The organism is Streptomyces sp. NPDC048484 (assembly GCF_040651415.1).
GTDB lineage: Bacteria > Actinomycetota > Actinomycetes > Streptomycetales > Streptomycetaceae > Streptomyces.
On sequence record NZ_JBEZJY010000041.1, the window covers coordinates 17,417 to 32,629 of the forward strand.

Consider the following 15,213-nt stretch of genomic DNA (forward strand, 5'->3'; position numbering starts at 1 on the left):
GGTCATCACGGGCTCCGCTCGGACCGGACGAGCGGGCTCCGCTCGGACCGGACGCTCCGAAATCCGTAACGGCGGGCCGTTCTGGCGTCCGGATGACGGCTGACGGCTGACGGCTGCGCGAAGCAATGAGCGCTCGGTGCCTCCCCCGCACGATGCGCCCCCGAGCCTTGACAGCGGCAACGAGACCGAAACACACTCTTTAAACTAGTCAGGATAGGCTACTGGTCGGACCAGTCACCTCGAGAGCCCTCCAGGCCGTCGGCCGGGGCGGGCGCGGCGGGGCGCATTCTCAAGATCACGGGTGAATGTGTGGTCGGGCGAGAACAACTGCCGTGGTCGGAGGAGCGATGTCAGGCGCATGTTGCGCCCCCAGGTCAGGGGGCGGCCAGGAGGTCCCAGAGCCGTCCGCCGTGCGGCTCCAGACCCCGGGGCGGGACCGGGCACAGGCGCTGGGCGCCATGCTGCGTATCCCGGCGGGAACGTTCCTGATGGGAGGCGATGACGCCGACGCGTTTCCCGAGGACGGTGAAGGCCCGGTCCGGGCGGTGGAGCTGTCACCGTTCCTCATCGACGCGACCACCGTCACCAACAGGCAGTTCGCGACGTTCGTGCGCAGCAGCGGCTACCGGACCGATGCCGAGCTCTACGGCTGGTCGTTCGTGTTCTACGCACTCGTCCACCCTGATGCCCGGCACCTGGTGCGTGACGGCACGGTGGAGCAGGCACCCTGGTGGCTCGCGGTCGAGGGGGCGTGCTGGCAGGCCCCCTACGGGCCGGGGTCGTCCTGGACCGAGCTGTCGAACCACCCTGTCGTCCATGTCTCCTGGCGCGACGCGTCCGCCTACGCGGCATGGGCGGGCAAGCGCCTGCCCACGGAGGCGGAGTGGGAGATGGCGTCGCGTGGGGGCCTGGAACGCTCCCGCTTCCCGTGGGGGGACGAGCTCCTGCCCCGGGGGCAGCACCGCTGCAACATCTGGCAGGGGCGGTTCCCGCAGGACAACACGGGCGAGGACGGGTATCTGGGAACCGCGCCGGTCAAGTCCTACCGGCCCAACAACTTCGGCCTGTACAACACTTCCGGCAACGTCTGGGAGTGGTGCTCCGACTGGTGGAGCACCACCTGGCACGCGGCCGACCGTCCGGAGACCCGTAGGGACCCTGCCGGGCCTCCCGAGGGGGAGGCGAAGGTGATCCGCGGCGGCTCCTACCTGTGCCATGCCTCGTACTGCAACCGCTACCGCGTCGCCGCGCGCACGTCTAACACACCCGACAGCAGCACCGGGCACATGGGGTTCCGCTGCGCTGCGGACCTGCCCCGGTCAGGCTGACGGGCCGCTCGGGCAACCGTCTCCACCCCTCCCCTCAGGTGGGCGCAGCGCACGTTCGAACGTCCACGCCCGAATGTCCACGCCAAAGGAGCGTCTTTGATGACCAACGCCTCTCCGTACCCCACGTCCGCGAGCGGTGCTTTCCAAGGCAGGATCGGCACGACCTACGAGGAGTCGACTCCGTGGTGGCCGGATCCGCGGACGCCTGCCGAGGACACGCCCAATGTCGTGGTCATCGTGCTCGACGACGTCGGCTTCTCCGACCTCGGCTGCTTCGGCTCGGACATCGACACCCCGGCCATGGACGCCCTCGCCACCGACGGCCTGCGTTACGCGAACTTCCACACCACCACGTTGTGTTCGCCGACCCGGGCCTCCCTGCTGACCGGCCGGAACCACCACTCCGTCGGTATGCGCATGCTGTCCAACTTCGACACCGGCTTCCCCAGCGGTCGCGGTCGGATCACCACGGCCGCCGCGACACTGCCCGAGGTGCTGCGTGACAGCGGCTTCAACACCATGGCCGTGGGCAAGTGGCACCTGGCGCCGATGGAGCAGACCACCGCGTCCGGGCCGTACACCCAGTGGCCGCTGTCCCGCGGGTTCGAGCGCTACTACGGATTCCTGGAAGCCGAGACGGACAGCTTCTATCCGGAACTGTTCTACGACAACCACCCCGTGGCTCCGCCGAAGAGCCCGGAAGAGGGCTATCACCTCAGTGAGGACCTGGTCGACCGGGCGATCGAGTTCGTCAGGGACCAGACGTCGGTCACTCCGGAAAAGCCCTTCTTCATGTACCTGGCGTTCGGTGCGGCGCATGCCCCGCACCAGGCTCCGCAGGAATACCTGGAGAAGTACCGGGGCCGGTTCGACCATGGCTGGGACGTCGAGCGCGCCACCCGGCACGCCCGCCAGATCGAACGGGGCATCCTGCCGCCGGGCACCGAACTGGCGCCGCACAACCCCGGGGTCGAGCCGTTCGACGAGTTGTCGGACGACGAGAAGAAGCTGTCCGTACGCCTCCAGGAGGCGTACGCGGCGATGGTCGACCACACCGACCACCACATCGGCCGGCTCATGGAGTTCCTGGAGCAGGTGGGCCAGATGGAGAACACCATCACCATCCTGCTCTCGGACAACGGGGCCAGCCAGGAAGGCGGGCAGAAGGGTTCGCTCAACCCCACCGCGTTCCAGAACGGCATCTCCGAGGACTTCGAGGAGATGGTCGCGCGGATCGACGAGATCGGCACCACACGCTCTCATGCCAACTACCCCTGGGGCTGGGCGCAGGCGGGCAACACGCCGTTCAAGCGGTACAAGCAGAACACCCACGAAGGCGGCGTCCGTTGCCCGCTCATCGTGAACTGGCCCCGGGGGCTGCCGCGCACCGGGGAGATCAGGCAGCAGTTCCACCACGTCAGCGACATCGTCCCGACCCTTTTCGAACTGCTCGGCCTTGAGGCTCCCGAAGTCCACAACGGCATCCCGCAGCTGCCGGTCCACGGTGTCAGCATGGCCTACACCTTCGGCTCGCCGACCGCGCCGACGCGCAAGGAAGCCCAGTACTTCGAGATGTTCGGGCACCGCGCGATCTGGCACGACGGCTGGAAGGCCGTCGCCTACCACCAGCGCGGAACGTCCTTCGACGACGACCAGTGGGAGCTCTACCACCACGACTCCGACTTCTCGGAATGCAACGACCTGGCGCAGGAGCGGCCCGGGCAACTGCAGAAGATGGTCTCCCGCTTCTGGGTGGAAGCGGGGAAATACGATGTGCTGCCGCTGGACGACAACGGATTCGCCTACCGGGCGAAGATTCCGCGGCCCGGCTCACCGCGCAAGCGCACCACTTTCACCTACTACCCCGGCATGGCCCATCTGCCCGGCGCCGCGGTGCCCCCGGTGATGAACCGCGCGCACCGCATCACCGCGTTCGTCGACCGGGCCGCCGCGTCGGACGAGGGTGTCCTGGTGTCCCTGGGCAACATCAGCAGCGGATACGTCCTGTACGTCAAGGACAACCGGCTGGTCTACGAGTACAACTTCCTCGGCACCCGGTACGCGGTGACCTCGGTGGAGGAACTCCCGACCGGCCCGGCGGAGTTGGCCTTCGAATTCGTCAAGACCGGTGACATGCGGGGCGTTGGCCACCTGTACGTGTCAGGAAAACCGGTCGGCACCGAGGCCATTCCGCGGGTCCTCCCCCACTTCCTGGGATGGCAGGGCCTCGACGTCGGCCGGGACACCCTGTCGCCCTCCTCACCCGGCTACGAGGGCGAGTTCGCGTTCACCGGAGGGTTCGAGAAGGTCGTCTTCACGGTCGCACCGGACGAAGAGGGCACGGAACCCTTCGAGCGAATCGACTGACTCGCTGACCGCTCGTTCCTCCGGCTCCCTGTGCGGGAGCCGGAGGAACGAGCGGTCACCACCTGCGCCGGGGGCAGGTTCGCAGGCGGCCGAACGCGAAGGACAATCGGCCGAATGCAGGGGCGGTCCACTGCGATATGCAAAAGGCCGCCACCGGGCGGCCGGTGGCGGCCTTGAGCGTCGTACGGAAGCGGAGCACCGGGATCGGGCTGCCCCGGCGAGGGTTTCCGCGCGGCGCACGTGCTGGAACTGAACCGCGGTCCGGCCGGCGTTCCGCCCGCGCGAGCGGCGGACGGCGCCGACGTCCGCCCGGCTTCTGCCGACCGACATCGACCCGCGCGCACTGAAGCCCCGCACGCGGCCCGGGGCACCGCTCTGGAGTCAGCCTGGTGCACGCCACCGCGGCCCGCAACGGGATTCTCCCTCCCGCGCGGACCGCCCCGGATCGGTGGGCACGGGCCCGCCCGGCGCCCGGTCAGTTGGGCGGCGTATAGCGCCCGTCGATCGCCGTCCAGCCCCCGTCCACGAAGAGCTGGCTCCCCGTGACGAAGGATGACGCGTCCGACGCGAGGTAGACGACGGCGCCGGCCAGTTCATCGGGCCGGGACCAGCGGCCCAGGGCGCTCTTGGTCGCGTAGGCCTCCGACCATTCCGGCACCGCCCTGATCTGCGCGGTCAGCGGGGTGTCCACGATGCCGGGGGCGATGGTGTTCACCCTTACGCCCGACGGGCCCAGTTCGGCCGCCGCGGTCCGCAGCAGCTGGACGAGGCCGGCCTTCGTGGCCGCGTACACCCCCTGTCCCGGCTCGACGGTCACCGCGCGGATCGAGCTGAAGCCGATGATGCTTCCCCGGCCGCGTTCGGCCATGCCACGGCCGAACGCCCGCACCAGGTCGAAGGACGCGCGCAGGTTGAGCGCCACGACCCGCTCGAACTCCTCCGCCGTGTAGTCGAGCAGCAACTTGCGCACGTTCGTCGCGGCGGTGAAGACGAGCACGTCGACGGGTCCGAGCTCCTCGGCGGCACGCGCGACCGCCTCGCCGTCGAGAACGTCGAGGGCGTACGCGGAAAGGTCCGGCCCCATCGACGCCGACTCCTTGGCCGCCGTCAGGTCACGGTCGGCGCACACCACCGTGGCGCCGTGCGCGGCGAGGGCCAGGGCGCTCTCGCGGCCGATTCCGCTGCCCGCGCCCACCACGAGGGCCCTGCGGCCATCGAGCCTGAACAGGCGGGAGTACTCTCCCACCGCATCGGTGCGGTCCTTTGCTTGCATGGTCCTCACGGCTTCGTTGTCGTCGGACGGATCACTGCCATACGGGTCACGGTGAGTTCTTCGATGGCGAACCTCGGTCCCTCCCTTCCGGCCCCGGAGTCCTTCACGCCTCCGTACGGCATGACGTCGGAACGGAAGCCGGGAACCTCGTTGACGACCACTCCGCCCACCTCCAGGCGGTCGAGAGCGGCGAACGCCGTGTCGAGGGCGCTGGTGTAGACGCTCGCGTGCAGTCCGTAGCGCGAGTCGTTGACCAGGTCGAAGGCCGTCTCCAGATCGGGGACTGACCGTACCGCGACCACGGGGCCGAAGACCTCCTCGTCCCAGACGGGCAGGTCGCGGTCCGCGTCGAGCAGCACGGCGGGCTCGATCACCCCGTCGGTGACCCTGCCTCCGGCCACCAGCGACGCCCCCGCCTTCACCGCCTCGTCCAGCCACGCGCACACCCGCTCGGTCGACCGCTGGTCGATGAGCGCCGAGACTCTCGTCGCCGGGTCGCGGGGATCGCCCACGACCACCTGGGGCACTCGCTGTGTCAGGCGGGCCACGAACTCCTCCCGTACGGCGTCCACCACGATGACCCGCTGCACGCTGATGCAGGCCTGGCCCGACGCGTAGTACCCGCCGCGCACCACCGCGTCGGCGGCGGCGTCGAGGTCGGCGTCGGCGGCCACGACCAGGGCGGCGTTGGAGCCGAGTTCGAGCAGCACCTTGGTGGGTGCCGCGTCCCGGGCGATCCGGTGGCCCACGGCGGCGGAACCGGTGAAGGACACCGCGCCGATCCGGCGGTCGGTGGTCAGCGCGACGCCCACCTCGGGGCCCCCGGTCACCAGTTGCACCGCGGCTCGCGGCGCGCCGCCGGCGTGCAGGGCCTCGCGCAGGAGGTGCACCAGCCACAGGGTGGAAAGGGGTGTCTGCGGGGCGGGCTTGGCGATCACCGGGCAGCCGGCGGCCAGCGAGGGCGCGACCTTGTGAGCGGAGAGCAGCAGCGGGTAGTTGAAGCCCGAGATGCCCACCACCACGCCGATCGGCTTGCGGGTCCAGAAGCCGAGCAGGCCCTCCCCCGACGGCAGCAGGTCCAGCGGCACGGTCTCCCCGTGCAGCCGGGCCACTTCCTCGGCCGCGGTCAGCAGCGTCAGCAGGGTGCGATCGACCTCGACGCGGCAGTCGACAAGCGGCTTGCCGGTCTCCAGGACCAGGAGCTGCTCGAAGTCCGCGCGTCGGGCGGCGATCGCTTCGTGCGTCGCGAGCAGCGCCGCCCTGCGGGTGTGTGAGGGGAGTCGGCCGACCCGGTCGCGGACCGCGACGGCCGCGTCCACGGCTCGGCGTGCGAGGGCGGTGTCCCCGACCGGCGCCCGCGCGACGAGCGTCCCGTCGTAGGGAAAACGGATGTCCTCGGCGGCGGGTGCCTCCACCCAGTGGTCGCCGATGGGAAGGCCCTCGGGAAACTCCGTCACCACGAGGCTGTCGCCGCCGACGGGTTCGACGTGGGTAGTCAAGGTTGCTACTCCCGGTTGAGGTCGGCCGCCGACACCCCGGACAAGGCCTTGCCCAGAGTCGGAACGGCGGCGATGAGCCTGCGTGTGTAGGAATGCTGCGGATCCTCGTACACCTGCTCCGTGGGCCCGCTCTCCACGATCTGTCCGCCATGCATGACCGCGACCCGGTCGCACACATGGCGGACCACGGACAGGTCGTGGGAGACGAAGACCAGGGTGAGGGACAACTCGTCGACGAGGTCGGCGATGAGGTTGAGTACCTGGGCCCGTACGGACACGTCCAGGGCGCTCACCGGCTCGTCGGCCACGATGATCTTCGGGCGGGGGGCGAGAGCACGCGCGATCGAGATGCGCTGGCGCTGGCCGCCGGAGAACTGGTGCGGATACCGGTCCGCCGCGTCGGCTCGCAGGCCGACGGCGTCGAGCAACTCGGCCACCCGCTCCTTGCGGTTGCCGTGCCCCTGCGCGACGAGCGGCTCGGCCACGATGTCACCGACCCGCATGCGCGGGTCCAGTGAACTCATCGGGTCCTGGAACACGAGCTGGAGCCGCTCGCGGACGAACCGCAGCTGTCTCTCCCTCAGCCCGGTGATGTCCCGGCCGTCGACCGCGACGCTGCCGCTGGTGGGACGGTCGAGCCCGGCCAGAATCCGCAGCAGGGTCGACTTGCCGCACCCCGACTCGCCCACGATGCCGAACCGTTGCCCCTGCGGGATGTCGAAACTGACGCCGCGCAGGGCGTGCACCGGCGGGCTGGGGTGACGCAGCGAGGTCCGTGGCCGTCGGTAGTCGCGCGTGACGTCCCGGACGCTGATGGCGTCCACGGGGCCGGTCCCCGACTCGGGTGCGAGGGGCACACCGGTCGCCTGCTCAGTCACGGTCGGCCTCCTCGTTCGTGGGGATGCGGGACCCGGGTGCGCCGCTCTCGGGTGCCGGGTGGAAGCAGGCGTAGCCGGAATCCGGTCCGGTCGGGATCCATTCCGGCCTCGTGGCGCACTCTTCGGTCGCCTCCGGGCACCTGTTTCTGAAGACGCATCCGGCGGGGAACCGGCCCGCCGGTGGAACCGACCCGCCGATCGTGACCAGGCGGCCGCGGTCGTCGACGACGGTCAGGTCCGACGAGCCGATGAGGCCCTGGGTGTAGCGGTGCCGGGGCCGTGTGAACACCTCCCGGACCGGGCCGGATTCGACCACCCGCCCGCCGTACATGACCATGACCCGCTCGCATGCGGTGGCCACCACGGCCAGGTCGTGGGTGATGAAGAGCATGGCCGACCTGCGGTCCTGGACGCCCCGCACGATCAGGTCGAGCACCCGCGCCTGCACCGTGACGTCGAGCGCGGTGGTGGGTTCGTCGCAGACCAGGAGCGCGGGGTCGTTCGCGAGGGCGATGGCCAGCACGACCCGCTGCCGCTGGCCTCCGGAGAACTGGTGCGGGTAGGCGTGCGCGGCGGCCGCGGGGTCGGGCAGCCCCACCTGGGCGAGCAGTTCCACGGCGGCTGCCCCGGCGGACGCGCGGTCGGGCCTGGTCCGGTGGATCAGCAGCACCTCGGCGATCTGCCGCCCGACTCTCATCGTGGGGTTCAGAGCGGTCATGGGCTCCTGGAAGACCATGGCGATCTCCTTGCCCCGTACCCGGGACATCCGCGCCTCGTCGGCGCCCACCAGGTCGTGGTCGACTCCGGCGAGCCGTACCGAACCCGTGGCCCGGAGCCCCTCGGGGAGCAGGCCCATGACGCTCAGCGCGGTCAGGGACTTGCCCGATCCCGATTCACCGATCAGGCCGACCCGTTCGCCGGCCCGGATGGTGAAGTCGACGTCCTCGACGAGCTTGCGCCCGCCCACCGTGACGTCGAGATTCCGCACGGCCAGTACGTCGTCGGGCGAGCTTGGCCCGGATGCCGATTCTGTGTCGGGTGCCGGCTTGGGGGCCGGTGCCGTGTCAGGTGCCGGGGTCATCGGCGGTCCTCCAGCTTGGGGTCGAAACGGTCGCGCAGGCCGTCACCGAGCAGGTTGAATCCGAGCACCGCCACCGCGATCGCGATGCCCGGGAACACGGCGAGCCGGGGGGCGATCGACAGCATCTCCTGGCTCTCCTGAAGCATCCGGCCCCAGGAGGGTGTGGGTGGCGGGGTTCCGAAGCCCAGGAAGGACAGCGCTGCTTCGGCGAGTACGGCGATGGCGAAACCGACCGAGGCCTGCACGATGACGAGACTGCTGACGTTGGGCAGGACATGCCGCAGGCCGATCGAGAACGGCCCGCGGCCCGCCGCGCGCGCCGCGGTGACGTATTCGGTCTTCATGACCTGTAGCGCGCCGCCGCGGATCAGCCGGGCGTAGTGGGGAATGGACGCGATGCCGATGGCGACCATCGCGACCAGCGTGCTGGCGCCGTACACGGCGGCGAACATGATGGCCAGCAGGAGCGCGGGGAAGGCGAGAAGCAGGTCGTTGCCGCGCATCAGCAACTCGCCGAACCAGCGGGGCGCCATCGCGGCGACGATGCCGAGGGGCACTCCGACCACGGCGGCGACCCCCACCGCCACGAAGCCGACGAACAGCGTGGTGCGCGAGCCCAGCAGGATCTGGCTGAACACGTCGCGGCCGAATTTGTCCGTGCCGAACCAGTAGTCCAGCGACGGCTTCTGCAGCCGTACCGCGGGGTTCACCAGGGTCGGATCGTGCGGGGTCCACACGAAGGACAGCAGCGCCATGACGACCACGACCGTCACGATGAGACCGCCCACCAGGAGGCTGCCCGTCATCGGGCGGCGCCGCCGACGGCCGTCGGACACCGCGGACGTGACGTCGGTTTTTGTGTCCGGAGCACTCATGAGGCACCTCCCCTGAGTCGCGGGTCGATCATCAGATAGACCGTGTCCACCAAGAAGTTCACGAGCAGCACCGCCACTGCGATGATCATGACCACGTCCTGGACCATGATGAGGTCCCGGTTGGAGACGCTGTCCAGCAGCAGGCTCCCGAGCCCGGGGATGACGAAGACCCGTTCGATGACGACGGCGCCCACCAGCAACGTGGCGAGCTGCAACGCCAGGACGGTGACCACGGGGACCGCCGCGTTCCGTAGGCCGTGCCGCAGCAGCGCCTGCATCGGACGAAGTCCTTTGGCGCGAGCAGTGCGCAGGTAGTCCTCCCGGAGGACGTCGAGCACGGCGCTGCGGACATAGCGGGTGAGCACGGCCGCCTGCACCACTCCGAGGGCCAGCGCGGGCATCACCAGCTGTTTGACGAACAGGACCGGATCCTCCACCGGGGGTGTCCAGCCGTTGGCGGGCAGCCACCCGAGCCCCACCGCGAACACGGTGATCATGAGGATGCCCGCGAGGAAGGCGGGGACGGCCACGCCGACCTGGGACAGGGCGGAGAGAATGAGCCCGGACGGCCTGCGGTGCCGCACGGCCATGAGTGTGCCGATGGGGATCGCCAGGATGCAGGCGATCACCATCCCGGTGCCGACGAGCCACAGGGTGACCTGGAGGCGGTCGGCGAGCTGCGGGCCGATCGACGTGTGTGAGACGTACGAGTTCCCGGGGTCGAAGGTCACCAGTCCGTGCACCCAGCTCAGGTACTGGGTCACGAGCGGCCGGTCGAGCCCGAACTCCCCGCGCAGTTGCGCCACGGCGGAGTCCGATGCGCTGGTCCCGAGGGCGACGCGGGCCGGGTCTCCCGGCAGCACCGCCATGAACGCGAACACCAGCACGGAGCTCACGACAAGACTGGCCAGGAGGACCGCGATCCGCCGGATCAGACGGACGATCATGAGGTGAGGCCGCCTTTCATGACCGGCCCAGGCCGGTGAGATCCAGTGACTCGGAGACGTTGTTCACGGGCAGGCCGGTGATGTCCTTGTCCGCCACCATCAGGTTCGGCAGCAGGAACAGCCAGTCGGCCGCGGCGTCCTTGGACAGCAGCCGGGCAGCCGCCCGCATGTAGGTGACCTGCTGCTTCTGGGTGCCCTCGTCCGCCTTCTTCAGCAAGGCGCGGAACTCGGGGCTGTCGTAGCGGATGTAGGAGGTCTTGTTCCCGAACACCGTCTGCATGTCGCGGGGTTCCACATGGCCGATGATGGACATGTCGTAGTCGGCGTTCTTGAACACGGTGGTCAGCCAGGCGGCGGGGAACTCCAGCTGGTCGAGCTTGACCTTGAACCCGGCCTGTTCGAGCTGGCTCTTGACCACGGTGCCGCACGCGGTGGCGTAAGGCAGCGTAGGAATGCGCAGCCGCAGCGTACGGCCGGCCTGGCCGGACTCCTTGAGGAGCTTCCTGGCCTTGTCGCGGTCGTACGGATACTGGTTCGTGAGGTCCTGGTACCACGGGTCGGTCGGCGGGACCATGCTGCCGATGAGTTTGCCCCGGCCCGCCCAGCAGGTGTCCAGCAGGGCTTTGTGGTCGATGGCATGGCGGACTGCCTGGCGGGCCTTCGGATTTCGCAGCGGGCCCGAGCCGTTGTTGAGGGAGAGGACCACCTCGCCGTTGGTCGAACCCTCGATGACCTTGTACTTCGAGTTGTTCTCGAACTGGTACAGCGTTTCCGGCGACTGCATCACGCCGATCACGTTGATGGTGCCCGTGAGCAGCGCGTTGTTCATGGCCGTCGGGTCTTTGAAGTACTTGAGGGTGACCGACGCGAACTGCGGTTCGCGCCCCCAGTAGCCGTCACGACGGACCAGGGTGATCGAGTCGCCGCGGTTCCACTTCTTCACCACGTACGGGCCGGTGCCCACCGGCTCGGTGGCCAGCTTGCCCACGCCGGTCCGGCTGAACATCGCGCCGAGGCGGGTGGTCATCCGGTACAGCCAGTCGTTGCTCGGCCTTTTCAGGGTGACCTTGAGTTCGGTGGGCGACACCGCCCGCACCGTGTCGACGACGTCCATCTGGGCCTTCTGAGCCACCGTCCAGTCGGCCGGGACGCGTTCGATGGAGAACTTGGCGTCCTGGGCCGTGAAGGGTGCGCCATTGCTGAACTTGGCGTCCTTCACCAGCTGGAACACGTACGTCCTGCGGTCCTTGGACAGGCTCCACGATGTGGCCAGGGCGGGCTGTATCTTCCCGGACTGGTCGGTCTTCACGAGGCTCTCGTAGACGTTGTAGAGCAGTGCCTGCGGAATGGCGGCACCTTCGGTCTTGGTGAAGTCGAAGTTGGCAGGCTCGGCGGTGAGGCCGATCTGCAGGGTGTTGCCGCCTTTGTTCCCGGACACCGTGGACCCGGCCGAGCAGGCCGCCAGCGGCAGGCAAGCGAGTGTGGCCGCGACGGTTCCGGTGTGCCGCATCAGCCGCTTGTGTCTCATCTGTTCTACCCCTGACTTTCCATCGCGTGCAGGACAGCGGATGCGACGGCCGCCGTGGTGGCGTCGCCGCCGAGGTCGGCCGTGTGGTGCCTGGCGTCTCGCAAGGTGGCCGCCACCGCGTCGCGGACCCGGCGGGCCGCGCCGGTGTGTCCGAGGTCGTCGAGCAGCATCGCGCCGGAGAGCATGCAGGCCACCGGATTCGCCACGCCCTTCCCGGCGATGTCGGGTGCGGAGCCGTGGACAGGTTCGTAGATGCCCGGCACGTCCCCGCCCGGAAGGACGTTGGCACTGGGCGCCATGCCCATACCGCCGGCGAGCACCGCGGCGAGATCGGACAGGATGTCGCCGAACAGGTTGCTCGCGAGCAGGACGTCGAGGGATCGCGGAGCCTGGATCATGCGGGCCGCCATGGCGTCGACCAGTACGGTTTCCAGCCGGACCGCCGGGTAGTGCTCGCCGACCTCGCGCACCACCCGGTCCCACAGCGGATAGCCGTGGCGCATCGCGTTGGACTTGGTCACCAGGCACAGGCGCCCCGACCGCCGGCCGGCCAGTGTGAAGGCCTGGTGCGCCGCCCGCTCGATGGCGCGACGGGAGTGCACGGCGACCTCGATGCCGAGATCGTGTCCGCTGCCGGCGTGCGCCACCCCGCCTGCGCCGACGTACTCGCCCTCGGTGTTCTCACGAACGATCACCAGGTCGACGCCGTCGGTGTCGCGCACCTTGGTGGGAACGCCGGGGAACGCGCGCACCGGGCGGAGGTTCACGGCGAGGTCGAGTTTCTGCCGCAGGCCGATGATCAGGCCCCAGACCAGTTCGTGTTCCGGCACATCGGGACGTCCGACGGCGCCGAACAGCACGGCGTCGGCCTTCTTGACGAGGTCGGCCGCATCGGGCGGCATCGCCGCGCCCTGCCGGAGGAACCGCTCGCCTCCCCAGTCGTACGAGGTCACGTCGAGCCGGTGGCCGTCGGCCTCCAGCGCGGCCCGGAGCGCGGGCACGGTCGCCGCGACCACCTCGGGGCCGATTCCGTCGCCCGGTATGACGGCAAGCCGCACGACCTGGGTGTCCCGCGTCATGGACGCCACCTTTCCTGTGACTGGCCTGACCAGTAAGCTCACTTTCCAGGTACCGTGGCGACCGAAACTGTTCTTGTCAAGGGGTCGCATGCTGTCGAACACCCCAGAGATCGCGAGCGAGGGAGAGTGCGGATGCCCACTGAACAGGGCCTGGCCGCCATATCGGCGGTCGAGATGGTGGCCGGATTCGCTGACCGCACGCTGTCGCCGGTCCAGGTCCACGACGCCGTCCATTCGGTGATCGAGGCGCGCGAGAACGTGCTCAACGCGTTCTGGGTGCGGGATCCGGACGCATCCCGCAAGGCGGCCCTGGCCAGCGAGGCCCGATGGGCGGCGGGGGAACCGCTCGGGCCCATCGACGGCGTGCCCGTGACGCTGAAGGAGAATGTCGCCCGCAGGGGCGTCCCCATGTCTGCGGGCAACGCGGGGACCGAGCCGGTCGTCCCCGAGGCGGACGCACCCATCACCGCGCGGGTCGTCGAATCCGGTGGGGTGGTACTCGGGTCCACCGTGATGCCTGACTGGGGCATGCTCTCCTCCGGAGTCTCCAGCCGGCACGGTATTTCACGCAGCCCCTGGAACTCCGCCTGGACCACGGGCGGTTCCAGCTCCGGGGCGGGGGCCGCGGCCGCCGGCGGATACGGTCCGCTCCACGTCGGCACCGACATCGGGGGCTCGATCCGGCTGCCGGGCACCTGGCTGGGGCTGGCCACGCTCAAGCCCAGCTACGGAAGGGTCCCGCTGGACACCCCGTACCAGGGGCGTGCCGCCGGCCCCATGACGCGCACCGTGGCGGACGCGGCCCTGTTCATGCGTGTCCTGAGCCGGCCGGATCCCCGGGACTGGTCGAGCCTGCCGCCGCAGGACATCGACTGGTCGGCGCTGGACGGCGAGGTACGCGGACTGAGGGTGGGGGTGCACCTGGACGCCGGCTGCGGGGAGCCGTGCGACGCGGAGATCCTCGCCGCGGTGAACAGTGCCGCCGCCCTCTTCGAGGCGGCGGGAGCCGTTGTGGAGCCGGTCGAGCCGTTCATGAGCCAGGATCTCCTGGACGACCTGGACCTGTTCTGGCGGGTGCGGTCCTGGAACGACCTGCGCGAGCTGGCGCCCGAGGCCGCGCTGCGCGTCCACCCCCACATCATCCGGTGGTGTCAGGGCGGCGCGGACGTGCCGGGTACCAAGGTGCTCCAGTGCTACCAGCAGATCATGCACATCCGGGCGCGAACCGTGGCGGCGACGGTCCCGTACGATCTGGTGCTCTCGCCGGTAGCTCCGGTGGCGGCGTTTCCGGCTGAGCAGCCGATGCCGTTCCTGGAAGACAGGAAGACCATGTCCCACATCGGCTTCACCGCGCCGTACAACATGTCGGGGCAGCCTGCGGCGACCGTCAACTGCGGCTTCACGGCGGACCGTCGGCCCATCGGGGTACAGATCGCAGGCCGCCGCTTCGACGATCTCGGCGTCTTGAGGGCGGCGGCGTGGTACGAACAGAACCGGCCTGCCGAGGCGGTTCCGCACTGGCCGGACAGCGACCCCGGGGCGACCACCCGGGAGAGGACCACATGGACCACGCTCGAAGGGGAAAAGCCGTGAATAACGGGGCACAGTTCCGGCAGGTCTCGACGGTACGGCTCTACCAGCGCATCGTCGAGCAGATCGAGGAAGCGATAGCGCGAGGTGACCTGAAGCCCGGCGAGCGGCTGCCGAGCGAGCGAGAGCTGGTGACGCAGTTCGGGGCGAGCCGGCCCACGGTGCGCGAGGCCTTGCGCGTACTGGAGAGCAGCGGCCTCGTCCGTTCGCGCCCGGGCGACCCGAACGGCCCGGAGATCCTGCCGTTCTCGTCGGCCGGCCTGACCAAGGAGATGACCCGGCTCGTCCAGTTCGACAACATGTCGATGGCCGAGCTGATCTCGTTCCGCATGATCCTCGACGGGTCGGCGAGCCTCCTGGCGGCCCGGCTGCGGTCCGAGGACGAGCTGGCCGCCATGGAACGGACGCTTGCCGTCATGTCGGACGCGATCGAGGCAGGGTACGAGGAGTTCGGCAAGGCGGACGTCGCCTTCCATGAGGCGGTGGCCGTGGCCAGCCGCAACTCTCTCATCGAGGTCTGCAACCAAGTGGTCCGGGGCGCTGTCCTCTCGCTGATAGCGGACAAGGTCGCCCATGCGCCCAACAGCACGGCGCTCATGCGGGAGTCACTCCAGCACCACCAGGAGGTGCTTGAGGCGATCCGGGCGGGTGACGGCCTGGCAGCGGCACGCATCTCGCGACGCAAGCTCTACGAGTACTACGCCGGCTACGTCCCCGAGAACGAGCGTGGGCCGCTGCTCGCGCTGATGGACAACGAAGAGTCCTGAA

At 69.5% G+C, this 15,213-nt stretch carries 12 protein-coding genes; 4 read left to right on the top strand and 8 right to left on the bottom strand.

Going from position 1 to position 15,213, the window contains the following annotated elements; genetic code table 11:
• Window positions 1-458 precede the first annotated feature (458 nt).
• Together AB0D14_RS33395 and AB0D14_RS33400 are read left to right on the top strand one after the other, a co-directional pair.
• A complete protein-coding gene (locus AB0D14_RS33395) occupies window positions 459-1,328 on the top strand; it encodes a formylglycine-generating enzyme family protein (RefSeq protein ID WP_362786701.1) in 870 nt (289 codons plus the stop codon).
• 99 nt (window positions 1,329-1,427) lie between these two features.
• Complete coding sequence (locus AB0D14_RS33400; protein ID WP_362786591.1) at window positions 1,428-3,695, top strand: arylsulfatase; 2,268 nt, start codon at window positions 1,428-1,430, stop codon at window positions 3,693-3,695.
• A gap of 475 nt (window positions 3,696-4,170) precedes the next feature.
• On the opposite strand, the gene AB0D14_RS33405 is transcribed toward AB0D14_RS33400, so the two are convergent.
• From AB0D14_RS33405 to AB0D14_RS33440, 8 genes are read right to left on the bottom strand one after another with little or no spacing between them, the layout of a single operon-like run.
• The gene (locus tag AB0D14_RS33405) at window positions 4,171-4,968 is read right to left on the bottom strand and encodes an SDR family oxidoreductase (RefSeq protein ID WP_362786593.1); all 798 of its coding nucleotides are present in this window, start codon (window positions 4,966-4,968) and stop codon (window positions 4,171-4,173) included.
• Between the two features lie 5 nt (window positions 4,969-4,973).
• A complete protein-coding gene (locus AB0D14_RS33410; protein ID WP_362786595.1) occupies window positions 4,974-6,467 on the bottom strand; it encodes an aldehyde dehydrogenase family protein in 1,494 nt (497 codons plus the stop codon).
• Between the two features lie 5 nt (window positions 6,468-6,472).
• Entirely contained in the window at window positions 6,473-7,345 is an 873-nt protein-coding gene (locus tag AB0D14_RS33415; protein ID WP_362786597.1) for an ATP-binding cassette domain-containing protein, read from the bottom strand.
• Window positions 7,338-8,426 carry an ABC transporter ATP-binding protein gene (locus AB0D14_RS33420; protein ID WP_362786599.1) on the bottom strand — a complete coding sequence of 363 codons (1,089 nt, stop codon included), beginning with the start codon at window positions 8,424-8,426 and terminating at the stop codon, window positions 7,338-7,340. Before AB0D14_RS33420 ends, AB0D14_RS33415 begins: the two co-directional genes overlap by 8 nt.
• Window positions 8,423-9,301, bottom strand: coding sequence for an ABC transporter permease (locus tag AB0D14_RS33425; RefSeq protein ID WP_362786600.1), 879 nt, complete (start codon window positions 9,299-9,301; stop codon window positions 8,423-8,425). The genes AB0D14_RS33420 and AB0D14_RS33425 overlap by 4 nt, the downstream gene beginning before the upstream one ends.
• Window positions 9,298-10,248 (bottom strand): ABC transporter permease, encoded by a 951-nt coding sequence (locus AB0D14_RS33430; RefSeq protein ID WP_362786602.1) that lies wholly within the window; start codon window positions 10,246-10,248, stop codon window positions 9,298-9,300. The genes AB0D14_RS33425 and AB0D14_RS33430 overlap by 4 nt, the downstream gene beginning before the upstream one ends.
• A gap of 16 nt (window positions 10,249-10,264) precedes the next feature.
• Window positions 10,265-11,776, bottom strand: a complete 1,512-nt coding sequence (locus tag AB0D14_RS33435) for an ABC transporter substrate-binding protein (RefSeq protein ID WP_362786604.1) — start codon at window positions 11,774-11,776, stop codon at window positions 10,265-10,267.
• Window positions 11,777-11,781: 5 nt separating this feature from the next.
• Window positions 11,782-12,855: an isocitrate/isopropylmalate dehydrogenase family protein gene (locus AB0D14_RS33440; RefSeq protein ID WP_362786606.1), complete on the bottom strand. Its 1,074-nt coding sequence runs from the start codon at window positions 12,853-12,855 to the stop codon at window positions 11,782-11,784.
• Window positions 12,856-12,987: 132 nt separating this feature from the next.
• Between AB0D14_RS33440 and AB0D14_RS33445 the strand changes: the two genes are divergently transcribed.
• Window positions 12,988-14,448: an amidase gene (locus AB0D14_RS33445; RefSeq protein WP_362786608.1), complete on the top strand. Its 1,461-nt coding sequence runs from the start codon at window positions 12,988-12,990 to the stop codon at window positions 14,446-14,448.
• Window positions 14,445-15,212, top strand: a complete 768-nt coding sequence (locus tag AB0D14_RS33450) for a FadR/GntR family transcriptional regulator (protein WP_362786610.1) — start codon at window positions 14,445-14,447, stop codon at window positions 15,210-15,212. The genes AB0D14_RS33445 and AB0D14_RS33450 overlap by 4 nt, the downstream gene beginning before the upstream one ends.
• Window position 15,213: the final 1 nt, after the last annotated feature.